We start from the raw sequence: 22,043 nt of genomic DNA on the forward strand, positions 1-22,043 counted from the left end.
CTGTTTGGCTCTATTTATTTGCTGATTCACTTCATTTATTTGCTGTTTCATTGATTTTATTTGCTCTTTTCCACAGAATATTAGTTTTTCGACACATTTCGCAACCCGCTCCACAATAAAAGACGGAGCACAAAGCCCCATCCCATCTCTCTTATCTTTGAAATTGTACACGATGCAAATTCGCAAAAATTCCACCCTGTTGGATTAATTGATCATGATTTCCTTGTTCAGCAATACCCTCTTCTGTGACAACAATAATTTTATCAGCATTACGAATTGTTGCTAATCGATGAGCAATAACAAGTGTTGTTCGATCTTTAGCAAGCTCTGTTAATGCTCTTTGGATAATCATTTCTGTTTCAGTATCCAAAGCAGATGTTGCTTCATCTAAAATTAAAATCGGTGGATTTTTTAAGAACATTCTAGCAATAGCTATTCTTTGCTTTTGGCCACCAGATAGCTTCAAGCCTCTTTCACCTATCTGAGTATCATAACCAAATGGAAGTGATTCGATAAAGCTTTCCAAATGAGCTCTTTTTGCTGCTTCCTCAATCTCCTCTTGTGATGCATCAAGTTTTCCATATGCAATATTTTCTCTAAGTGTACCTGTAAATAAGAATACATCTTGTTGCACTATACCTATATGTGATCGAAGCGATTGCTTGGCCATATCTCGTATATCGATACCGTCAATTTTTATTGAGCCGTCATCAACATCATAAAAGCGTGGAATAAGCGAACAAATTGTTGTTTTTCCAGCACCTGATGGACCTACAAAGGCAATTGTTTCACCAGAAGTAATATCTAAATTAATCCCTTTAAGAACCTGTTTATGCTCATCATAACCAAAAGATACATTTGAGAAAGTAATATCACCTTTAAGTGACTGAACCTCAACAGCATCCTTTACATCGACAACATCTGGATCCATATCTAACAATTCTGTAAAACGCTTGAATCCAGCCATACCTTTTGGATACAGCTCCATTAAAGCACTAATTTTATCAATTGGCTTAAATAATACATTAATATATAAAACAAAGCCCACTAGCTCTCCATAAGACAGCTGCCCTGTGTAGCTTAACCAAGCACCAAAAACTAGAACCGCTAATGTGACAAACCTTGTCATCATATAAATGCCTGATAAGCTAAATGACATTACCTTATATCCACCAAGCTTAGCTTTTCTAAATTTTAAATTATTTACAGAAAATCGATTGTTTTCAAACTCTTCATTTGTAAATGATTGTACAACGCGAACTCCTGAAACACTGTCCTCTACTCTCGCATTAACATCTGCTATTTCAGTAAACATCTTCTTCCAAGCCTTATTCATTTTCAAGTTACTAACAATCATAAGCAATGCTAAAAATGGTAAAACAATCAACGCAACTAATGCAAGCTTTGCATTAACTGTGAACATAATCCAAAATGCACCAATAAAGGTCATAATCGAAATAAACAAATCTTCTGGTCCATGATGAGCGAGTTCACCAATATCCATCAAGTCATTTGTTATTCTGCTCATAATATTACCAGTTTTTGTGTTATCAAAAAACTTAAAAGATTGCTTTTGAACATGTTGAAATAGCTGCTTCCTCATATCTGTTTCTATATTAATCCCTAACTTATGTCCCCAATAATTGACAACAAATTGTAAAAAAGTACTTATAAAATAAAGTACAAGAAGGCCAATACTTACAGATACAATCGCTGACCAATTCTCACTAGGAAGTAAAGAATCTATAAACCACTGAACAGCAAGTGGAAAAGCTAGCTCTAAAATAGCAACAATAATGGCACTGCTAAAATCGAAAACAAATAGCTTTTTATGTGGTATGTAATACGAAAAAAAACGTTTTAACATCTCTCTTCTCCTTTTATCGATATCTCTGTTGTTACGTTTTACTTTTAGTCATTCTACCATGCAAGATACTGATAGAATTTAGTCACGGCACGATTACGTATAGTTACTAATAGCAGCAAAATTAACAAAAAAAACCTTAATTATCATAAATACTATTATATTCGTAAATGATAGTAAATTGATAGCTTAAATTATTGGTGACTACTGTTAACAAACGCTATAATGGAAAATAGAACATGCTGAAAGGAGTTTTTTATATGCCAAAATTAATCGGGTACATTGGTACATATACAAAAGGTGACAGTAAAGGTGTTTACAGCTTTACCTTAGACACCGAAACAAAAAGGCTTGGAGATGTTAAAGCAGTAGCTGAGTTAGATAATCCTACATACGTAAATCTTAGCGAAGATAATAAATCTCTTTATGCTGTTGTAAAGGATGGCGATAAGGGTGGTGTTGCTGCTTATAAGATTAACCATCAAACAGGAGATTTAACTGAAATAAATCGAGAGCTTCTTGATGGTTCATCACCATGTCATGTTAGTGTCGATTCTACTAATAGCCAAGTTGTAACAGCTAACTATCATTTAGGAACAATTGTGTCACATAAAATAAACGAAGATCATCGTATTTCACCAGCATTATCAGTTATGCAGCATGAAGGTAAAGGTCCCCACGAGAGACAGGAAAAACCACATGCTCACTATTCTGGCTTTACACCTGATGAAAAATATGTTGTTGCAGTTGATTTAGGAATTGATAAAATTGTGACGTACAAAATTTCTGATGGAGAGCTCGAGGAAGCGCACAGCTTATTGGTTAAGGCTGGTAGTGGTCCTAGACATATTACGTTCCATCCAAATGGAAAATTTGCTTATGTCATGACAGAATTAAGTAATGAAGTCATAACGTTAAGTTATAATTCAGAAACTGGAATTTTCACTGAACTTCAATACATACCTGCAATTCCGGCAGACTTTACAGAAAATAGTCAAGGAAGTGCTATTCATATTTCCTCTGATGGACGTTTTGTATATGCAGGAAATCGCGGACATGATAGTATCGCAATATATAGTGTAAATGAAGAAAACGGTGAATTATCATTTGTTGAACATACATCAACAGAAGGAAACTGGCCACGTGATTTCGTTTTAGATCCAACAGAACAATTCTTAATTGCTTCAAATCAAGAAAGCAGTAATCTTGTCTTATTCTCAAGAGATACTAATACAGGAAAACTGACTTTATTACAATCTGATGTAACAGTCCCTGACCCAGTTTGTGTGAAGTTTTTGAATGTTTAAAGATATGATAAAAAGGCTAAAGACATAATTATTTTAGTTAATGATAAACCCGAATTATTAGGTGATACTTCAATTAATCTTTCGCCTAATAATTCGGGTATTTATTTGCTGCCTTCAATAGTTTTTATTTTGCATAATATATAAGAAATAGTGAAAAGCGAGTGTCTGTAAGCACAATAGAACGAGCTTGTTTTTCAAGATAAACTGATTAATAGAAAACAGTATAATATAGTGAATATTTTAGATCTAACTTATTTTAACTGGCAAACCTTCTTTAGCTGATCTTAATGCTGCAACAGTTATTTCTTGAGTTTTATAAGCATCTTCATAAGTTGATAATATTTTCGATGTATCTCCTGTTCGAACTGCATGTAGAAAGGCTTCGTTTTCTTTAACATAAGGATCAGTAGTGTCTTCCTTTACTATTATTTCCCCTTTTTTTGAAGTCTTTAATGTATCAAACCCTAATTGGAGGATTCCTTTATCAGTGTAATAATCTAATCCATTCTTTGAATCACCTTCTGGTAATATACATGTATTTGAAAGGTTGGCAATAACCCCATTTGTAAATTTCAATGTAACAGTTCCAATATCTGATACTGTTACATCTTCATAACGACTTGGTAAAGATCTACTTCCATAAGCGGCGTAGACTTCCCTCACTTCTCCTACAGTATAGCGAAGCAGATCAACTAAATGAGTTGTTTGTTCAATAAATTGACCACCTGAAGTTTCTTGATTTCTCCACCAGTAAACACCTGGCATCGAACCCATCCAACTCCCAGTTATCATTCCGATTGTACTTAGGTTAAGTTCATTTTTTAATGTATCAATAGATTCACGATATCTAAAATGATAGCCAACAGAGGTTATTACTGGTTGATCTTTTAGCTTTCTTAAGATCTCATCAGGAATATCAAGATCAACACTTAATGGTTTTTCCACTAAAAATGGAATTCCCCTATTTATTAGCTCTAACTCTATTTCACCATGCGCAAAGGGTGGAATACATATGTAGACAGCATCGAGATTTTCACGATCTAGCATCTCTTTTACATCACCATATCCAGTAGCATTAGGATAATTACTAGCATATTTCTCTGCTTTTTCTTTACTTGAACCACAAATCCCCATAATATGAACGTCTTCCATCTTATTAAGAATATTTGCATGAACGCCACTAAACCAACCGGTACCAATTATTCCTATTTTCAGCATCTACTCATCTCCTTTTTGTCCTTTACAACTTTATTATTTCACCTACTTAATGTAACCACTTACAATCATACTCTTTATTACACTTAAAATAAAAGCTATTAATTTATCAAGTGACAAGTTGCTTACACAAAAAATCTAATGGACGAATCTATCTTCCAAAACAGAACCTATTTTATCTTAGCCAACACCATATTTATTTTCGCTCTACTCCTCGATAAACCTCTATCATTTCTTAACAATTTCTAGAATTTCATCAGGTTCTTTTACCATATAATCAGGCTCAGCAGATTTAATTACTTCTAACCCATCATATCCCCATTCTACCCAAACAATTTTCACATTACTTTTCTTACATGCAATGATATCTCTGATTTCATCACCAATATAGATCATTTCTGATGCTTGCAATTTTTTAATTTTTAAAAACTGATCTATCGTTTTATCTTTACCAAAAATTCTTTTAGCACTTATAACATCTGTTATTAAATGATCCGCATGATTTCTTTTTAAAGCATTCTTAATATTTTCCTCTGAATTCGAAGAAATGATCGCGATTTTATAGCCTTTTTTTTTCAACTTTTCTAATAAACTCTTAACACCAGGGAACAATGTAATATCCACTATGGAATCTTTATATAGTTTAATAAGCTCAGGCATGACAAAAGGAATTTTGTACAAAGGAAAATTCAATAAAGCACTGCGTTCTTTCATATTCAGCTTTTTTATTGTTTCTATTTGTTCTAATTTAATTTTCTTATAACGATATTTGTCAGCCAGCTTATTCCATGCATACATGAATGCTTCACTAGTATCTGCTAGTGTTCCATCAAAATCAAATACTACATATCTTATTGTCACATTAATCTCCCCTAAAAAATTAATTTTCTCGAAATCTTGTTGAAAATGTAGTTTATAATACTATGTCTTACTCTATTCTAATCTTACAATAAATAACATTCTAGGTTTTTATACATATTATATTAACCTCTTCCATTATGTATAAAAATGATTAACATTAGTGGTATTAGCTCCAAATCAAAAGAAACACATCTCTCCATGAAATGTGTTTGATCTTAACTATGCTGTATGCTTAGCTCTAAGCGTCCAAATTTGATACACCATGTGTAGTGTAGCAAAAATAGTTAAATAGGTTAATAATGTCCAGCCTATTGTGATGTATGATTGTGTTGCCAATTGAACACCTAGACTTGTTAAATAATCTCGGTAATAAACACAAAAGCCTATACCAATCATGATGATAATTATAGCCATTAAAATCCCCTGGACAATTCGACTACTTGTTTTGCCACTTTCAGCGTTATATTGGTTTGCCCATCCATCTTTTTGGGTAGCTGAAAAACGATCTAACCAAACATGAATAAAGGTTATTAAATTCACCCATAAATAAATTTCCGGGCTAATAAGTAAGGCTGCCAAAATAACGTCAATTGGTCTGTTCATAGGGGTTTTCACTGCAAGAATTGTATTTAAAATAGATGCGATAATTATAGGGGTAATCCAAATCCATGACCATTGGAATTGATCTGTGACTATTGAAACGACCAATAAAGCTAAAAATAAAGCACGTATGATCAAATTGATAAAAGCTTTTATTTGTGAACGCCAAATTTTCCCAGTATGTTTTGTTTTAACATCTATATCACTGTTTGTTAGTAACCCTACTGTTCCTGATTGCCATTTATTTCGTTGTTGTCTAAATGTATGATAATTTCTCATTGCATCAACAAAGCAACGGGCTTTTGGGCTAATGAGGGTCTTCCATTTTGATTTTTGTAATTGCCATGTTAGAAGCATATCCTCTACATCACTTTCATCTTGCCATGGTCCATCTAATTTATTTTCATCAACAATGTTTTGAAGTGCCTCAGGACGAAATAGCGTTGCTTGACCACCTAGTACATAGGTACTTCCCCCATGATATTGAAGATCAAGTAACCAGCTAGCTATATCTTGTTTTTGTTGATGTGTCCACCATCTTGTAATAGGTCCGCCATATTCACCACTAGCAAGCTTTTCTTCATAATGAACATCATCCTTCGAAAGTGAGCTTTTCTTTTTAGGCATCCTCATTGTATATTTTGCCATTACACCCCCGATATTTCTTGCGCTCATTAAGCCTTCCCACATATATATAAGTGCATGTGGAGCAAGGCGACTATCAGCATCCATACCAAGAATTCCTTTTATTGATTGCTTATAAATTTTTTGATATGGAGTTAACTCCTTAAAATAGATATCGAGGTGATCTCCATATATATTTTTCCAAGCGTGGTTTAAAGCACCAACCTTTCTTTGTTTATTATTTTTTGTTTTTAATACATATAAATTCAACCTAAATTCATCACCAGCATCCAATGCTCTTTCTTCTGTTCGATCAGTACAATTATCAGCAATAACAAATACATCTAGCTCAACTCCAGACGGTAATTCTTGATCTCCTAATCCTGCTAGACAATCTCTAATCGATTTCTCTTCATTATGAGCAGGGATAAACACCACAATTCTTGGTCTCATATAAGTATTTTTTACGCCTGGAGAATTTGTAATGCTCGCAGTTAACATCTTATTCTGGTGATGCCAGTCAGGTTGTCGATTATTATCTTCAAGACTCATTAAATATCTCCTTTCAAAAACATGAAAGCTACTTTCAACAAAGCTCACAAAAAAACCTTAATAAGAAACAAGAGATAATAGCATACTTTTATTTATGAGTCTTTTTACACATTTATGTTCTATATATTGTTTTTTTACCCTTCAAAAGAATGATAATAAAATCACTTTTACGGTTTCTTCTAGTATATTAGTCTATAAAATAAGGATAACTCTTAGTGAAATCTTGCTCCACTGAGTTATCCTTATTGTTCAAAAGCATTATTCTTTTAGTGTTTTCTGCCCTACATTAAATTCAATTAAATTAAAATCAGGATCATTACAAAAAATCTGAGCAAAACCACTTTTACTATTTGGCTTTTCACTAACCTCAAGGTTTTTTTCTTTTAAATATGCTAAAGTTTGGTCATAATCTTTTACACGAATTGCAAAATGTCCATCTCTTGAATTCAATTCATTACTTTTTCGTAATGTTTTAGAATCTTTGTGTTGGATCAAGTGAAGCTGTTGATTTCCGACTTGGTACCACGCTCCTGGAAAGTCAAAGTTAGGACGCTGTAGTTCTTGAAAACCTAGAATATGACCATAAAAATGTTTTGATTTCTCTAAATCTGTTATCGATAAGCTTACATGATGGATATTTTCTATATGTAGCATAAATACATCTCCCTCAGCTATGAATGTTTTATTCGATAGATAATCGAAGCAATGATATTTGCAAGTAAAAATAGTGGGTTACCTTGAGCATTTTGATGAAGTAGTGATTTCCCTGGATTCATTTTTTCATACATTTCTCCTTGGTTTTCCCCATTTGCTTTTGACTTTGCTTCCTCTTCTTTTAAAGTAACTAGAAAACGGTATTGCATAGGCAATATGGTTAATGAAATAAGTAAATAAATAGAAATAACAATTAATATAGAACTTACAATCATTTCCGATCTACCTCTATTTTATTTATTTGGCTAAATTTATGTTTAACTTCCTCAGTTTAATAAAATTTACCTAACTAGATTTTCATAAGTTATGGAATATAGATGGAGTAGTTAGCTTCTTCTTGCTTATCATTATTTAGCTTTGGTTTTACCCAAAGCTGACGAAAATCAGGCATTCCATATCCTGAAACTGTAATTCCATTTAAAGCTTTGTGATAATTTTGTTCTTCTAATGTATGATAAGTTTGAACAACAACAGCTTCATCTTTTAGCCACTTTTCAATAAAATAAAACTGATCAATCCTATTTTGTAGTTTTTTCTCAAGAGTGATCATCTTTAATTTTTTATCAATTTCAGTTTGGTATTCAGTATTAAGTGTTCTACGAAGTATACTATGTTCACTTGAATATAGCATATACAAACTTAATTCTTCATTTTCTTCAAATGTTTCTCCGGTATAGATCAAATCATAGCAATCAAACCGATCGTTTTGATAGATGTCTGTAGAATGTATTGTTGATATTTCTATATTCAATCCTATCTGATCACATCGTTTCTTGAGCCAAACCATGTCCTCTATAGCTTCTTTAAAATCAAATGTAGCAAGCTTTAATACTTCACCTTTGTACATACTCGATTGAATAAGTAGCTGTTTCGCTCTAGTTAATGAATTTTCTATACAATGTTCTTGACTGCTTCTTTTGTAGATAAAGCTATAAGCAGGCATTCTTCTTGGGAAACCTAAATCTTCAACAAGCTCTATTGAATTTATAAGCTGCTGAAATGCTAAGCGAACACACTGATCTTGATGTGGACCTTGCTTCTTCATATTAAACATAAAGAAAAAACTACCAAGCTCTTGAAATGTTTTTAAGTTATGTTCGGTAATAGTAATAGGTTCATTTTGTTTTTTTATTTCGTTGTTTATAGACATGGGCAGATTCCAAATTTCAATTGTGTCTAAAAATGCTCTTCCTTGAAAATAGTATGGAAATACTTCAAGAACTAGAAGGTGATCATCATGTTTATCTACCTTATAAGGTCCAGTACCAATAGGTTTTACTGGATTTATTTCACAATCATGAGGAAGTATTGATGAAAAAAAGCTACTCATAATATCTAAAAACATGTAATTTACATCATCTAGAATAAATTTAACTGTAATTTCATCGATAATCTCTATCTTTTTGATACCATTAAATAAAGAATGATAAGGAATTTCTTTGTTATTTAAGATTCGTTGAATTGTGTATTGTACATCTTTAGCCTCTACTAATCGTCCATGATGAAATAATATACCTTTTCGTAAGTAAAATGTCCATTCTTTTCCACCTTCTGTTTCCTCCCAAGAGAGTGCGATTCCTGGAGAATAAGATTTACTGTTTTTATCATAGCGAATAAGTGAATCAAAAATATGATAAGCAATATGTGCTTCATGAACAATTCCAATACGTGCTGGATCAAGTGTGTGTATTTTCGTTTCCTGAGGTATTTTTAGAGTATCTTTTCTACCATTTGAAAGTGATACAGATTGGAGACCAAATTCACTTTGAATTCCACTAAGCAGGGTATCTTTTATAAATTGAGAAAATCCGGCTTCTATTATATATGTATATGCCTCTTCAAAGCTTCTTTCTTTTAGCAGGCGTTTTACATTTAACGAAGCTGCAGCAAGTAAAGGTAGGTGGAAAATTAGTGATGACTTCCTCCCTCTTCCTTTTTGTGGGATCCAGCTCAAAAAGCCTTTCTCACTCATCTTATTAATTAAATGGTTAGTGTTTCTCATTGTGCATGAAAGAAAATCAGAAATAGTAGCTGTAGTAGTTTTGATTATTTCTTCCTCTTCAGTTCCCTTAAATGCCAACCGCAAATTAATGTAATGCTCAATAACGTTCATTCTGCCTCCTAAAATACGAAATTTCCATAATCTGATTTACGGTTTTTCTTCTCGTTTTATTTATTATAATAAAAGTATCAGAAAGAAGGTAGGAAACAAATGAGATTTCGTGATTTACATCCAACAATAAAAATTAGAATTATGACAGATTTTTTTACTGATATCACTCAAATGTCGATTATTCCATTTATGGCAATCTATTTTAGTAGTCATGTGGGAGCAGGAATGGCAGGAGTATTGTTAATGATGAATATAGTCATTTCAATCATTATAGGGCTGTATTCCGGCTATTTATCAGATCGCATAGGACGTAAGAAAATGCTAGTCATTGCACAAATAATACAAGTGATTGCTTTAACTGTAATGACGATCGTAAACTCACCATTGATTACGTCAGTATGGATTACGTATTTGATGTTTATTTTTAGTAATGTGAGCTCTAGTTTAATAGGACCTGCAGCGAGTGCAATGATTATTGATGTTAGTTCTGAAAAAGAACGTCCTTATATTTATGGACTGGGTTATTGGACTGGAAACATTGCAATAGCACTTGGAGCAACACTAGGCGGATTATTTTTTGAGGAGCATAAGTTTCTATTATTTTTGATGTTTTTACTTGTAAGTATTGCAACATTGATTATCATCGTATTTTTTATAAAAGAATCATTAACAGAGGTTGATATTGATCATCATGAACAGCCAATAAAACTCGGAATTTTTAAAAACTATCTAAATGTATTAAGAGACCGAAGCTTTATGTTATTTGTATTTGCAACAGTATGCATTATGTCACTTGAATTCCAGCTTGATAAATATGTAGCCGTAAGATTAAAAGAACAATTTCATACCGACTTTTTCTCGTTTGAAATAACCGGTGTCAAAATGTTTAGTATTATTATGTTAATAAATACTGTAACAATTGTTCTTGCAACACTTCAACTTTCCAAGTGGCTGGGAAAATTTAATGCAAAAGCTGTTCTAACATTGGGGCTTGCTATTTACTCTGTTAGTTTTACAACATTCGCATATAGTAACTCATTTTTATTATTAATAGTAGCTGCTCTATTATTCACATTAGGTGAGTTAATGTATTCTCCTATTAGACAAACAATCTTAGCCGGAATAGTGAACGAGAAATCACGCGCTTCATATATGGCTATTGATAACTTATCTTATAACGTGGCCATGTTAATAGGAAGTTTTGGTTTAACATTAGGGGCATGGCTTCCTTCGAGTGTGATGAGTATCATTTATTTTGGATTAGGGATAAGCGGACTTATTTGTTACCGAAAAGCAATAGATCTAAAGCAGAAATCAACTAATTCACCAAAACATGAACTTTTACAAGTAAATTGATTTTGACCAAGTATTAGTTAGAATATCACAAGAAACACCATCATATAAACGTAAGGCCCCGATATTATTCAGGGGCCTTTGATAAGAACAATTTTTATATCATGCTTCTTATATACTCAAATTCTCTTTTTCTATATATCCAATAATACGTTTTATGTTCTCATAGTTTTTTCCATAATCTACTAATGTCGTTGGAACAACTGGTCTACTCTGAATGAATACTCGCGTATGATTAGCATCTATATCTTCTACAACAATTTCTATAATATCTCCCCAAGTTTTCCAATTGATTCCAGTCCTTATTATTAGCAACCCTTTTTGTTGGTTTTCATGCCTTACCTTAGCACCCTTTAAAACTGATCCTGCATCTCTACATAACTTAAAAACCTCATCTTCAGGAAGCGGCACTTCAATCGTACCTTTTTTATGTACCCCATTACTTTTTCCTTCTCCAATTGACTTTTTAGACTGAAAATCTAAGATTGTCATAAATAATGACATAAATAAACCAAACACAAGCCCTATTACAATATATAAAGCGATACTTGGCTCAGCATTATTAAATATCAATGCTTGTATATACATGAAGAAGCCAAAAGGAATGGAAGTAAATATGAATATTTTGGTGAATGTTTTTATGATTGTGTTCATGGTTGATAAAAATCTCCTTATGATTAAATATAATTCCAGTAACATTTTACCATATTTCCTCTTACTAAAAATTGGTTTTTTATAAGTATTATTTCTATCGACAACTAACTGTTTGAATTGCAACTAATCCTTAAAACATCTTGACATCTGAAGACTTTTTACTCAATTTTTTTATAATTGATTCTATTATTCAGATTTTATGAAATGTGTATGAATTTCCCTTTGTTGATTAAAACTAACTGAAGGAGGTTTTTCATATGAAGCAATCGACGATTCTATTAATTAAATTTATAACTTGTGTTATTGCTTTTGGACTTGGACTTGATTTATTTTTTGAAGCAACAATTATCGATATTTTATCTTTTAGTTTGTTTGTTACTGTTACATCGTATATTGTTGGAGAGTTAATTGTTTTACCCCAGTTAGGAAGAAAAGCTGCAACTGCTGTTGACTTTCTATTATCATACTTAAGTGTGTGGATTTTCGGCAGCATTTTATTTGAAAGCTATTTACAGATTGCATGGGGTAGTATTATTTCAGCACTAATAATAACTGGTGTTGAAGTTTTTATTCATTTGTTAGTTGGAGAACGTGGACCAGCTGCTCAATATTTTGAAAAACGTGGAGCTAATGTTAAGCCAAACCTGGCATATGAATTTGCTGAAGAGGAAAATCTCTCTGACCTTACAAAAAAAACTCAGAAAAAATTAGAAGAGGAATGAAGGTTAATCAAGGCTCCATAACTATTTATTTAACGAATAAGTGTTGATATACATTGTGGTTGATGATTTTCAGTTACAGGCGTTCTTTTCATGAATATATGAAGTTCACTTTTTTATAGGAGAGCCCATCCCCCAGGAATCTCTGCCTTTCACTGCAATCAACAAAGTGCTCAAAAATCAACATTAACTAAAATTTTAATAATGCTATTGACTTGTGATGGTGTGAATTAACATTCATTAAAAAGATCAGTCAATACTCAAAAGGAATCCACCTAGATAATGGATTCCTTTTTGACTTTTATTTCACTTCTACAACAAATGGAAATGCTGTCACTTTTCCATTAACCTTAAATTCTGCCCATATTTTATAGATACCAGCATCAGAAAATTCAGTTTCAAACACTGGTTCATTTTCATTTTGCGGATGCACATGTAAATACTCCTGCGCTTTTTCATCTAATATCACTACATGTCCCATTGCCCCTAAATAAGGCTCTAGTTCAACGCCATGAACATCAAACGATAATGTCACCGGCTCACCTACTACTAAATCCGTAGCTGAAAGTTTTACACTATTTTCATCCACTGTTTTTTCTAGGTTTTTATCAACTTCTAATGAAGGGTGATTATGTTCAATTGTTGAAGGGTTTCCCACTTTAAATGGTATTGGATCCACTTTATAAGCTAAATCACCTAATTTTATATCTACAAATGCTTTATAATGACCCTCATTTAATTGACTTTTCACTTTAAACTGCCCAGCTGCTATTTCTTCTGGGTGTAAATGGTAATATTGATCAAGGTGTTCATCAACAACTATAAGATGCATTAACTTCTCATGGTTAATTTCTAAATTTTTAAGAGGATTACCTAAAAAGTCTTTTAGTGTAATCATAATATGTCCATTTTCTTCTTGTACTTGGATTTTTATTTGATTTTCAGTATTTTCTTCATTTTTATGTTCATGATGATCATCTGATGTCTCATTTGAAGTATTATCATGTGTTCCATGATCTTCTGCTGCACTATGATCTGATACCTTTTGCTCAACTTTACCCTTCATAGAAATCGAATCATATACAATATAGGCAAATATGACAATGATTACATAGGTAACAGCTGAGAATATCCATTTTTTCATATCGTTTTAATCCTTTCTATAATTTTACTCTCTGTAATCTCAATGCATTTAAGACAACAGATACGGAACTAAATGCCATGGCTGCTCCAGCTAACCACGGTGCAAGAAAGCCTAATGCAGCTACTGGGATTCCAAGTGTGTTATATGCAAAGGCCCAAAATAAATTTTGTTTAATATTTCGGATTGTTTTTTTACTCATATAAATCGCATCTACAATACTGTTTAAATCACCGCGCATTAACGTAATGTCTGCTGCTTCCATTGCTACGTCTGTACCAGTTCCAATTGCCATACCAATATCAGCTGTTGCAAGCGCTGGTGCATCATTGATTCCATCCCCAACCATTGCAACAATTTTTCCTTGTTTTTGCAATTTCTTCACTTCTTCGGCTTTTCCTTCTGGTAAAACCTCTGCTATAACTCTGGTAATACCCGCTTCTTTAGCAATTGCTTGTGCCGTTAATTTATTGTCGCCAGTAATCATCACTACTTCAAGACCCATATCCTTTAAACGTTTAACAGCTGTCCTTGAAGTTACTTTCATTGTATCTGCGACTGCAACTACTCCCGCATATTTATGATCGATAGCAATAAGCATAGCTGTTTTACCATTTGTCTCAAGCTGCTCCATTGTTTCTTCAGCTTCCTCGACTATGACACCATATTTTTTCATAAGCTTCCTTGTACCAGCTAAAACAACTTGATTTCCCACCTTAGCTCTAATACCATAGCCAGGTATTGCCTCGAACTCCTCTACATTAACAAGTTCTATTCCTTTTTCTTTTATACCATCAACTATTGCTTGTGCTAGTGGATGCTCTGATTGCATTTCCGCTGTACCTACTAATGTTAAAAACTCTTCTTCATTAAACTCTTTTTCAATTAATAAATCTGTTAAAACTGGCTCACCATTTGTAACAGTACCTGTTTTATCTAACAATATTGTTGTTAAACGGTGTGTTCCCTCGAGATGCTCTCCTCCTTTGAAAAGAATCCCAAACTCAGCTGCTCTGCCAGAACCAGCCATAATAGATGTTGGTGTCGCAAGACCCAATGCACATGGACATGCTATAACTAACACGGCGATTAATTTTTCTAACGCTTCAGCAAAGTCACCTGGATCGACGATGAAGAACCAGACTAAAAATGTGATAAAAGCAATTCCTACAACAATCGGTACGAAAATACCAGAAATTTGATCAGCCAAACGCTGAATTGGTGCCTTTGATCCTTGTGCTTCTTCTACTACTTTAATGATTTGTGATAAAGCTGTGTCACGCCCTACTTTTGTTGCTTCAACTTTTAAGAATCCATTTTTATTAATTGTTGCTCCTATGATAGAATCTCCCACCGTTTTATCAACAGGTACACTCTCACCAGTTATCATTGATTCATCTAAAGCTGAACGACCATCAATAATAACTCCATCTACCGGGACTTTTTCACCTGGTTTTACATATACAATATCTCCAACCAATACATCCTCAAGAGCTACTTCAATCTCAGCACCATTTCTCTCAACAACTGCTGTTTTTGCTTGAAGTCCCATTAGTTTTTTTATAGCTTCTGAGGAACGCCCTTTTGCTCTAACTTCAAATAACTTTCCTAAAATAATTAGTGTAATTAAAACTGCACTTGTTTCATAATAAAGCTCCACCATATGTGAATTGCTACCAATAGAAATAATTGATAAATATAAGCTATAGAAATACGCAGCAGAGGTCCCTAAAGCAACGAGAACGTCCATATTTGCACTTTTATTTCTTAACGCTTTATAAGCTCCTACATAAAATTGTTTTCCTACAATAAATTGGACAGGCGTAGCTAACGCTAATTGGACCCAAGGATTCATAAACATTTCAGGCAGATAAATAAATGATGTGAAGCTAAAATGGCTCACCATTGCCCATAATAAGGGCAGAGATAAAATAAGTGAAAAGAAAAATTTCCCTTTTTGTGTTTCTAATTCCTTTGCTTTATAATCTGTGATATCTTCTATTTGCTCATTTTTTTTGTTTGCTTGATAACCTAACTTTTCGACTTTTTGAATGATTTGTGATACATCTGTTTGTTTAGGATCGTACGCTATGGTAGCACTTTCTACCGCTAAATTTACCGAAGCTTTTAAAACACCATCAAGCTTGTTTAATCCCTTTTCAATTCTTGTTGAGCAAGCCGCACAGGTCATACCTGTAATATTCAACTCAATCTTTTCCTCTATTACCTCAAATCCTAAATGTCTTATCTTTTTTTTCATCAGATCTATATTTGCTATATTTGGATCATATTTAATTGAGGTTTTTTCAAGAGCAAAGTTTACTGTTGCTTCTTCCACTCCCTCTATCTTATTAAGTCCCTTTTCAATCCTTACAGCACATGACGCACAAGTCATTCCTGCAATTGGCAGTGTAGCTTCCTTTATTGTTTGTGCCATTGTAAAACCCTCCTTATACCTAATAGAGGTATATAAAAATACTTCATATTAATTTTGAGACACGTACGTAATATACCCTACTTTACATCATAGCCTTGTTCTTCAATTACATCCTTTATTTCAGCTGATGAAACAGTATTGTAATCATATTCTACATTAACTTTACCTTCACTTAAAATTACCTCTACATGAATTACTCCAGTTAATTTTTCAACACTGTTCTTAATTGACTTAACACAGTGACCACATGACATTCCATTAACATCAAATATCTTCTTCATTTTTTATTTTCTCCTTTGAAGTGCATTTTTTTGATAAGTTCATTACCTTATAAGTACCATATTTCAATCGATGAGGTTGAAATTGGTGTGTAATTTTTTACATTTATCATGTTTCCTTGAATTAAGTATACTATACCCCCCCAACCTATGTAAAGTGTTATAAAGAAATATTATCCAATTTTTTCTGTAGATAGAAAAGCAGCTAGCAAATTATGCCTTCATAAAAACCTCTGAAAAAACTAAGCAAAATGTAACAGGGATTTATTATGCTAATCATGATAAAAGATATTTAATCATTAGATTAAAAAAGATATCTCAGGGGATCACTCACCTTCAAGATATCTCTTTCCTTTTTCTATTCACTTTGTTTTCATAAATCCAAAACAAATGGTATTATAGGATTGATTAAAAATTGTAATCTTTCATTAAGGCTCTTTACTGAAAGATTGTTGCTATGTAACCAAAATATCCGTAAAAACAGTGCGTTTTTGCATATAAGGATAACATTTTATGAAGAAAAGATGCCACTAGACTTATTACTGTGCTGATTTCTTAGGGCATATATAAAAGCAACGAAGTTTGGGAGAACAGCCTTCATTAATAATGCTTACTGTTTCTACCTGTCCCATTATTAATATTATTTAAGGAGTGTTATTATTGAAGTTTATCGTCAAATATGAGAAATTAGTCTATTTTGGGATTGTTTTATTAATGATTTTTACTAGTCTAACCTTAAAAAATCCTGAACTTAAAACTACTTTAAGTGCTATTTTCTTTTCTCTAGTTTTTATTATCAGGATAGCAGTTTATAAATACTCGAAAAAAGAAAAACGTGAATCAAATTGAGTTCTAGCTAAAACAAATGTTTCAAGTAATGTGTTTCGTAGCGTAGCACTCATTGACTTTCCTAATTACAATTGATCAGTCGTTAGCCTACTTCTGTATCTTCTATAAAACGATCCTTAACATATTGAAAAGCGTATAAAAGAAGTGATTTGATCAAGAACAATAATGATAAATTAAGTCTTTTTAACCGTACCAAAGACCCTAGCCCTAATTTTTGAAAAACATTCATTAAATAATAGGTGAAAAATGAATCAATTAATAAATTAAAAACAATAAATTCTTTGAATTTTCCATACGTTAATTTTAATATCCACAATGACCCAACAAAGAATGGACCAATAATTAACGGAGTCTCTCTACTTAATTTTGGATGAAGTTCCTCGTAAAACCACCACCATTTTCGTTTCTTGGCAATATAACATTCAATTTTCACAACTAAAGAAATGAATAAACTTGCTGGCAGAAATCTTTTGAATGCTTTTTTTCCAAAGAAAGCTAACGAAAACCATGGAACTATCATCATTAATGTTAGTATTATTTTAGGATACTTATACATCACAAAATTCCTCCCATTCAGGATTACTATCTCCATAAGAGAGAAATATTATGAAATTTATTATATTTTTCTAAAATAGACCTTAAGTAAGTAAGTTCGTTATTATTTTTGATTCACTAAACGTTTCTTTCTGTCTTTCAATGATCTTTGATCTAATTCAGGGAATGAATGAATATCTGCTTTTTCAAGAATATATTCACTAAATTGAACTGTTTTTTCGATAATCTCTTTTGTATTAGACGTTGATATTTCCAATAAAGCATCAAAGATTGCTTCTAAAATCGAGATATCCTTTTGTCCATAATGACAAATTTGGTAAAAGCAGGATCTGAGCACTTCTTCAAAAGGTCTTTGTGGTATTGAGAGTACAGCTGTATTATCTTTATAATAAACTAGGGAATTACCATCAAGGCTACTTACCTTTTTTAAACATAAACCTAAATGTCGTATACAATCAATCGCAGTATTAGGATCATTAATTCCCGGAGAAATCGCCCTTAAAGCAACCTCCGTTAATTTTTGCAAGCCAAAATCTATATCTTGCATTGTAGTTCGTTCATTTCCAAGTGTGATTCCTTCTAACTCTTTATTTTCAGCTACTCCGTTGTGATGAATTGTCATAACTAATTTATCAGGCGGTAGGAAACTTCCTATTGAATGATGAATTTCTATGAAATAATCATCTTCACATGCTTGTTTATATAGGTTTTCTTCATCAATTAATTGAATATAACCAAAATCGTTATTTGTTATCTCGATTTTCTTTGAGAATTTATACTCACTAGGAGTGCTTGTTACTAATATGACATGATCATTTTTCTCTACTTTACTAATTTTATTATGTATTGATTTAAGTACATCATTTGAAAGTTGCTCAATCAATTTACTTACTCTAACGGAAGAAGCTACATGATGAATAAAATAAGCAAATACCCCAACACATATTGAAGCAATAATAACACTAATTGTTACTGCTAAAACATAACTTTCTGACTGTTGTTTCATAAATAGCAGAGAAAAAATAGAATAAACAAATCCTCCAATAAATATTCCCAGTACTCTCATTGTTACCATATCACGTATGAAATTTTGAAGAGTTCTTGGTGAAAATTGAGAAGAATATGTTGTCAAAACAACCATTATTGTTGAAAATGTAATTGTTGTCATTGTTAAAAGAGATCCTGCAATTGTTGATAATATTGTCTGAGCAAGGTCTCGATCAATTGTAAGGAAATCTTTTATAATTTTAGTATTATTCAGATTTATGAACTGATCTAAAAAAGCTACCAATACTGCTAAGAAAAATGAACCTATAGAAAAAATAGTTGGCAAAAGCCACACTCTACTTTTTATAAATAAGAAAAGTTTATTAAACACGAGTTTCCTCCAAAACATATTTAGTGTTTGAATAATACCCTGTTATAGACTTATTTAAACACTAGCTATGTTTTCAGCGCTTTGTTGATTGTAATGAATATAAGAATGCTATGGGATAAGGTTTCAACTGGAAACCCACAGTCGAGCAGCTACCGATGGTGCTCCTGGACTTAGGAAGATGCAAATGCCTGAAACGGAAATCAACAACAAGGTATAACAGCGCCTAAATAATAGTAAAAAGCAGACGAAAATCCTGAGAATCGTCTGCTAATTGATCATTAACATTAATTTACTTTTTTACTTATTTTCTTTTAGTTGGAGATTATATTTATACGTTTCTTGATCGGAAGATATTTTGTATCCTAATTGTGGACTGTAATCTAAAAATATATTCTCATCAAGATATTTTTGGCTTTCCTTTGATATAACAACTGGTATATCTTCAACCATAAAAATATCGTCATCATCTTGTTTTATATCAACTAGAAGACTATGTTCAGCATATATTGTGCAGCTACCTACAAAAGTTGCTTCTATCCTAATCCCTTCATTTTCCTGAAATTCCCTACCTTTTAATTTATTTACTGCTTCTGGTTTTATGACTATATTCATCTGTAACACACTCCCTTAATTTTTATATACCTTAAATAGGTAAAATTAAATCATATTTTTAGGATTCTATTTGTGTACAGTTAGATACAACACTTATCACAGTTAAATATAACGGTCTCTCTTATTATTTATTTTTTTTCAATATATTGATCAATTATTTCCTCGATCTGATCATGTTCAGGAAATTCACCATTAAAAACAAACTTTATTTCTTCAATAAATTTACCCTTTTCATAAACATGGATCGCACCATTTTGATGAATAACACTAAATTCCGGTTCAAAACGATAGCCATTTCTTTCAACTGCTCCCACCTTACATCAACTCCTTTAAATACAGAACTTGATATTATTATGTCCTATGTACAATATTAATCATTCTATTTCTCTATTGTGAATAATGCTATGTAATTAATAATTAGGTAGAGAGCTTGAAAATTAGTACTAAAAAAGTGTACTCAATTAATGGAGTACACTTTTTTAGTACGCGCCTTAGAGGATTCGAACCTCTGACCGACGGCTTAGAAGGCCGTTGCTCTATCCTGCTGAGCTAAAGGCGCAAAATTTAATTTTAGTTTTTTTAGCATTATTGAATAGATGGCTCCGCAGGTAGGACTCGAACCTACGACCGATCGGTTAACAGCCGATAGCTCTACCACTGAGCTACTGCGGAAAAATATGTAAGGTGGTCCTAAATGGACTCGAATCATCGACCTCACGCTTATCAGGCGTGCGCTCTAACCATCTGAGCTATAGGTCCATTTGTAGTTTTTGGAGCGGGTGAAGGGAATCGAACCCTCATCATCAGCTTGGAAGGCTGAGGTTTTACCACTAAACTACACCCGCATTTTTATTGGAGGCACCACCCGGATTTGAACCGGGGATAAAGGTTTTGCAGACCTCTGCCTTACCACTTGGCTATGATGCCTTATGTTTTGGCTGGGCTAGCTGGATTTGAACCAACGCATGTCGCAGTCAAAGTGCGATGCCTTACCGCTTGGCTATAGCCCATTGAATATTCGACAGAATCCTCATCGCAAGAGGATATTCTGGGGTATTTCTGAAGGAAATATCACTGAAAATCGTCAACAACTAAGTGCTTTTTGCATTTTAAATTACTAAGTAACCCTGTCTGATTATATAATTGGGGCGACTGATGGGAATCGAACCCACGAATGTCGGAACCACAATCCGATGCGTTAACCACTTCGCCACAATCGCCATTTTGAAAGTCGGTATATTTTTTGGCAGGGGCAGTAGGAATCGAACCCACACCAAAGGTTTTGGAGACCTCTATTCTACCGTTAAACTATGCCCCTAAATCAAATGATGAATGTTATTTCTAATGGTGAAGACCAGCATGTTGTTTGTTATTTTCGCTTCGCAGTTAAACCATATTGTTTGTTATTTTCGCTTCGCGAAAAAACATTGGTGGAGGGGGGCAGATTCGAACTGCCGAACCCTAAGGAGCGGATTTACAGTCCGCCGCGTTTAGCCACTTCGCTACCCCTCCATATTTTGTTTTGTCCATTAATGGCGGTCCGGACGGAATAACTAGAAAGTTGGTTGCGGGGACAGGATTTGAACCTGCGACCTTCGGGTTATGAGCCCGACGAGCTACCGAACTGCTCCACCCCGCGATAATAAAAAAACTCTCTCTGTTAAGAGGTCCTGTAATATACAGTATATAAACCATTATATACTTCGTGAACACTTTTATGATCGTTTTTTATGGAGGAGGAAGGGGGATTCGAACCCCCGCGGGTTTTGACACCCCTGTCGGTTTTCAAGACCGATCCCTTCAGCCGGACTTGGGTATTCCTCCGTAAATTAATGGACCCTGTAGGACTCGAACCTACGACCGGACGGTTATGAGCCGTCTGCTCTAACCAACTGAGCTAAGGGTCCAATAGTCATTTAACTTGGATAGCGGTGGAGGGAGTCGAACCCACGACCTCACGGGTATGAACCGTACGCTCTAGCCAGCTGAGCTAAGGCCCCATATGGTTAATTATTTTCTATCGTTATTTTCACCGCGCCAGGTTAAGTTCGTTATTTTCGCTGCGCGAGTTAAGGTTCGTTATTTTCGCTGCGCGAAAAAACGTTGGTGGAGGATGACGGGATCGAACCGCCGACCCTCTGCTTGTAAGGCAGATGCTCTCCCAGCTGAGCTAATCCTCCATTAAATCAATATTATATAAGATCGTATAAATATGTT

At 33.4% G+C, this 22,043-nt stretch carries 19 protein-coding genes and 13 tRNA genes; 4 read left to right on the forward strand and 28 right to left on the reverse strand.

The features are described from left to right. Positions 1 to 151: 151 nt before the first annotated feature. Positions 152 to 1,867, reverse strand: coding sequence for an ABC transporter ATP-binding protein (locus tag JOC75_RS08235; RefSeq protein ID WP_204953616.1), 1,716 nt, complete (start codon positions 1,865 to 1,867; stop codon positions 152 to 154). Positions 1,868 to 2,124: 257 nt separating this feature from the next. Here JOC75_RS08235 and JOC75_RS08240 point away from each other — a divergent pair, with 257 nt between their 5' ends. Next, entirely contained in the window at positions 2,125 to 3,171 is a 1,047-nt protein-coding gene (locus tag JOC75_RS08240; protein WP_204953617.1) for a lactonase family protein, read from the forward strand. A gap of 246 nt (positions 3,172 to 3,417) precedes the next feature. On the opposite strand, the gene JOC75_RS08245 is transcribed toward JOC75_RS08240, so the two are convergent. From JOC75_RS08245 to JOC75_RS08270, 6 genes are all read right to left on the reverse strand, one after another. Next, entirely contained in the window at positions 3,418 to 4,389 is a 972-nt protein-coding gene (locus JOC75_RS08245; protein WP_204953618.1) for a Gfo/Idh/MocA family protein, read from the reverse strand. 225 nt (positions 4,390 to 4,614) lie between these two features. Beyond that, complete coding sequence (locus JOC75_RS08250) at positions 4,615 to 5,247, reverse strand: HAD-IA family hydrolase (RefSeq protein WP_338036568.1); 633 nt, start codon at positions 5,245 to 5,247, stop codon at positions 4,615 to 4,617. 219 nt (positions 5,248 to 5,466) lie between these two features. Beyond that, the gene (locus JOC75_RS08255; protein WP_338036574.1) at positions 5,467 to 6,972 is read right to left on the reverse strand and encodes a glycosyltransferase family 2 protein; all 1,506 of its coding nucleotides are present in this window, start codon (positions 6,970 to 6,972) and stop codon (positions 5,467 to 5,469) included. A 309-nt stretch (positions 6,973 to 7,281) separates the two neighbouring features. After that, positions 7,282 to 7,677, reverse strand: a complete 396-nt coding sequence (locus JOC75_RS08260) for a VOC family protein (RefSeq protein ID WP_204953619.1) — start codon at positions 7,675 to 7,677, stop codon at positions 7,282 to 7,284. A gap of 17 nt (positions 7,678 to 7,694) precedes the next feature. After that, entirely contained in the window at positions 7,695 to 7,952 is a 258-nt protein-coding gene (locus JOC75_RS08265) for a DUF3949 domain-containing protein (RefSeq protein WP_204953620.1), read from the reverse strand. An 89-nt stretch (positions 7,953 to 8,041) separates the two neighbouring features. Next, positions 8,042 to 9,850 carry an ABC transporter substrate-binding protein gene (locus JOC75_RS08270; protein WP_204953621.1) on the reverse strand — a complete coding sequence of 603 codons (1,809 nt, stop codon included), beginning with the start codon at positions 9,848 to 9,850 and terminating at the stop codon, positions 8,042 to 8,044. A 99-nt stretch (positions 9,851 to 9,949) separates the two neighbouring features. On the opposite strand from JOC75_RS08270, the gene JOC75_RS08275 reads away from it, so the two are divergent. Continuing rightward, positions 9,950 to 11,206 carry an MDR family MFS transporter gene (locus JOC75_RS08275; protein WP_204953622.1) on the forward strand — a complete coding sequence of 419 codons (1,257 nt, stop codon included), beginning with the start codon at positions 9,950 to 9,952 and terminating at the stop codon, positions 11,204 to 11,206. 108 nt (positions 11,207 to 11,314) lie between these two features. Here JOC75_RS08275 and JOC75_RS08280 read toward each other — a convergent pair whose 3' ends face one another. After that, positions 11,315 to 11,857 (reverse strand): hypothetical protein, encoded by a 543-nt coding sequence (locus JOC75_RS08280; protein WP_204953623.1) that lies wholly within the window; start codon positions 11,855 to 11,857, stop codon positions 11,315 to 11,317. Positions 11,858 to 12,114: 257 nt separating this feature from the next. On the opposite strand from JOC75_RS08280, the gene JOC75_RS08285 reads away from it, so the two are divergent. Beyond that, complete coding sequence (locus tag JOC75_RS08285) at positions 12,115 to 12,579, forward strand: YndM family protein (RefSeq protein ID WP_204953624.1); 465 nt, start codon at positions 12,115 to 12,117, stop codon at positions 12,577 to 12,579. A gap of 298 nt (positions 12,580 to 12,877) precedes the next feature. Here JOC75_RS08285 and JOC75_RS08290 read toward each other — a convergent pair whose 3' ends face one another. From JOC75_RS08290 to copZ, 3 genes are all read right to left on the reverse strand, one after another. Beyond that, complete coding sequence (locus tag JOC75_RS08290; protein ID WP_204953625.1) at positions 12,878 to 13,720, reverse strand: hypothetical protein; 843 nt, start codon at positions 13,718 to 13,720, stop codon at positions 12,878 to 12,880. Positions 13,721 to 13,736: 16 nt separating this feature from the next. Then, positions 13,737 to 16,154 (reverse strand): heavy metal translocating P-type ATPase, encoded by a 2,418-nt coding sequence (locus JOC75_RS08295; protein WP_204953626.1) that lies wholly within the window; start codon positions 16,152 to 16,154, stop codon positions 13,737 to 13,739. Between the two features lie 77 nt (positions 16,155 to 16,231). Beyond that, positions 16,232 to 16,435 (reverse strand): copper chaperone CopZ, encoded by a 204-nt coding sequence (copZ, locus tag JOC75_RS08300; RefSeq protein WP_204953627.1) that lies wholly within the window; start codon positions 16,433 to 16,435, stop codon positions 16,232 to 16,234. A 657-nt stretch (positions 16,436 to 17,092) separates the two neighbouring features. Here copZ and JOC75_RS08305 point away from each other — a divergent pair. Beyond that, positions 17,093 to 17,281, forward strand: a complete 189-nt coding sequence (locus JOC75_RS08305; RefSeq protein ID WP_204953628.1) for a hypothetical protein — start codon at positions 17,093 to 17,095, stop codon at positions 17,279 to 17,281. An 82-nt stretch (positions 17,282 to 17,363) separates the two neighbouring features. On the opposite strand, the gene JOC75_RS08310 is transcribed toward JOC75_RS08305, so the two are convergent. From JOC75_RS08310 to JOC75_RS08390, 17 genes are all read right to left on the reverse strand, one after another. Next, positions 17,364 to 17,837, reverse strand: coding sequence for a hypothetical protein (locus JOC75_RS08310; RefSeq protein WP_204953629.1), 474 nt, complete (start codon positions 17,835 to 17,837; stop codon positions 17,364 to 17,366). 102 nt (positions 17,838 to 17,939) lie between these two features. Further along, on the reverse strand, positions 17,940 to 19,214 hold the full coding sequence (locus JOC75_RS08315; RefSeq protein ID WP_204953630.1) for a DUF2254 family protein: 1,275 nt from the start codon (positions 19,212 to 19,214) through the stop codon (positions 17,940 to 17,942). Between the two features lie 297 nt (positions 19,215 to 19,511). Next, on the reverse strand, positions 19,512 to 19,826 hold the full coding sequence (locus JOC75_RS08320) for an iron-sulfur cluster biosynthesis family protein (protein WP_204953631.1): 315 nt from the start codon (positions 19,824 to 19,826) through the stop codon (positions 19,512 to 19,514). A 128-nt stretch (positions 19,827 to 19,954) separates the two neighbouring features. Next, entirely contained in the window at positions 19,955 to 20,140 is a 186-nt protein-coding gene (locus JOC75_RS08325; RefSeq protein ID WP_204953632.1) for a DUF5370 family protein, read from the reverse strand. A gap of 171 nt (positions 20,141 to 20,311) precedes the next feature. Next, positions 20,312 to 20,385, reverse strand: a tRNA-Arg gene (locus JOC75_RS08330). 38 nt (positions 20,386 to 20,423) lie between these two features. Then, a tRNA-Asn gene (locus JOC75_RS08335) sits at positions 20,424 to 20,498 on the reverse strand. Between the two features lie 13 nt (positions 20,499 to 20,511). Continuing rightward, a tRNA-Ile gene (locus JOC75_RS08340) sits at positions 20,512 to 20,585 on the reverse strand. A gap of 12 nt (positions 20,586 to 20,597) precedes the next feature. Continuing rightward, positions 20,598 to 20,671 (reverse strand) — tRNA-Gly (locus tag JOC75_RS08345). Positions 20,672 to 20,679: 8 nt separating this feature from the next. Continuing rightward, a tRNA-Cys gene (locus tag JOC75_RS08350) sits at positions 20,680 to 20,753 on the reverse strand. Between the two features lie 8 nt (positions 20,754 to 20,761). Next, positions 20,762 to 20,836, reverse strand: a tRNA-Gln gene (locus JOC75_RS08355). A 134-nt stretch (positions 20,837 to 20,970) separates the two neighbouring features. Continuing rightward, positions 20,971 to 21,046: transfer RNA gene (locus tag JOC75_RS08360), tRNA-His, on the reverse strand. Between the two features lie 24 nt (positions 21,047 to 21,070). Beyond that, positions 21,071 to 21,144 (reverse strand) — tRNA-Trp (locus JOC75_RS08365). A gap of 110 nt (positions 21,145 to 21,254) precedes the next feature. Beyond that, a tRNA-Tyr gene (locus JOC75_RS08370) sits at positions 21,255 to 21,338 on the reverse strand. Positions 21,339 to 21,388: 50 nt separating this feature from the next. After that, a tRNA-Met gene (locus tag JOC75_RS08375) sits at positions 21,389 to 21,465 on the reverse strand. Between the two features lie 92 nt (positions 21,466 to 21,557). Further along, a tRNA-Ser gene (locus tag JOC75_RS08380) sits at positions 21,558 to 21,650 on the reverse strand. Between the two features lie 9 nt (positions 21,651 to 21,659). Continuing rightward, positions 21,660 to 21,733: transfer RNA gene (locus tag JOC75_RS08385), tRNA-Ile, on the reverse strand. 197 nt (positions 21,734 to 21,930) lie between these two features. Then, a tRNA-Val gene (locus JOC75_RS08390) sits at positions 21,931 to 22,006 on the reverse strand. Positions 22,007 to 22,043 lie beyond the last annotated feature (37 nt).

The organism is Metabacillus crassostreae, from assembly GCF_016908395.1.
Lineage (GTDB): Bacteria > Bacillota > Bacilli > Bacillales > Bacillaceae > Metabacillus > Metabacillus crassostreae.

Excerpts from the sequence above, each read along its gene's own strand:
- JOC75_RS08235 (WP_204953616.1), bottom strand. The coding sequence starts at position 1,867 with ATGTTAAAACGTTTTTTTTCGTATTACATACCACATAAAAAGCTATTT.
- JOC75_RS08240 (WP_204953617.1), top strand. The coding sequence starts at position 2,125 with ATGCCAAAATTAATCGGGTACATTGGTACATATACAAAAGGTGACAGT.
- JOC75_RS08245 (WP_204953618.1), bottom strand. The coding sequence starts at position 4,389 with ATGCTGAAAATAGGAATAATTGGTACCGGTTGGTTTAGTGGCGTTCAT.
- JOC75_RS08255 (WP_338036574.1), bottom strand. The coding sequence starts at position 6,972 with ATGTTAACTGCGAGCATTACAAATTCTCCAGGCGTAAAAAATACTTAT.
- JOC75_RS08260 (WP_204953619.1), bottom strand. The coding sequence starts at position 7,677 with ATGCTACATATAGAAAATATCCATCATGTAAGCTTATCGATAACAGAT.
- JOC75_RS08265 (WP_204953620.1), bottom strand. The coding sequence starts at position 7,952 with ATGATTGTAAGTTCTATATTAATTGTTATTTCTATTTATTTACTTATT.
- JOC75_RS08270 (WP_204953621.1), bottom strand. The coding sequence starts at position 9,850 with ATGAACGTTATTGAGCATTACATTAATTTGCGGTTGGCATTTAAGGGA.
- JOC75_RS08275 (WP_204953622.1), top strand. The coding sequence starts at position 9,950 with ATGAGATTTCGTGATTTACATCCAACAATAAAAATTAGAATTATGACA.
- JOC75_RS08280 (WP_204953623.1), bottom strand. The coding sequence starts at position 11,857 with ATGAACACAATCATAAAAACATTCACCAAAATATTCATATTTACTTCC.
- JOC75_RS08285 (WP_204953624.1), top strand. The coding sequence starts at position 12,115 with ATGAAGCAATCGACGATTCTATTAATTAAATTTATAACTTGTGTTATT.
- JOC75_RS08290 (WP_204953625.1), bottom strand. The coding sequence starts at position 13,720 with ATGAAAAAATGGATATTCTCAGCTGTTACCTATGTAATCATTGTCATA.
- JOC75_RS08295 (WP_204953626.1), bottom strand. The coding sequence starts at position 16,154 with ATGGCACAAACAATAAAGGAAGCTACACTGCCAATTGCAGGAATGACT.
- copZ (WP_204953627.1), bottom strand. The coding sequence starts at position 16,435 with ATGAAGAAGATATTTGATGTTAATGGAATGTCATGTGGTCACTGTGTT.
- JOC75_RS08310 (WP_204953629.1), bottom strand. The coding sequence starts at position 17,837 with ATGTATAAGTATCCTAAAATAATACTAACATTAATGATGATAGTTCCA.
- JOC75_RS08320 (WP_204953631.1), bottom strand. The coding sequence starts at position 19,826 with ATGAATATAGTCATAAAACCAGAAGCAGTAAATAAATTAAAAGGTAGG.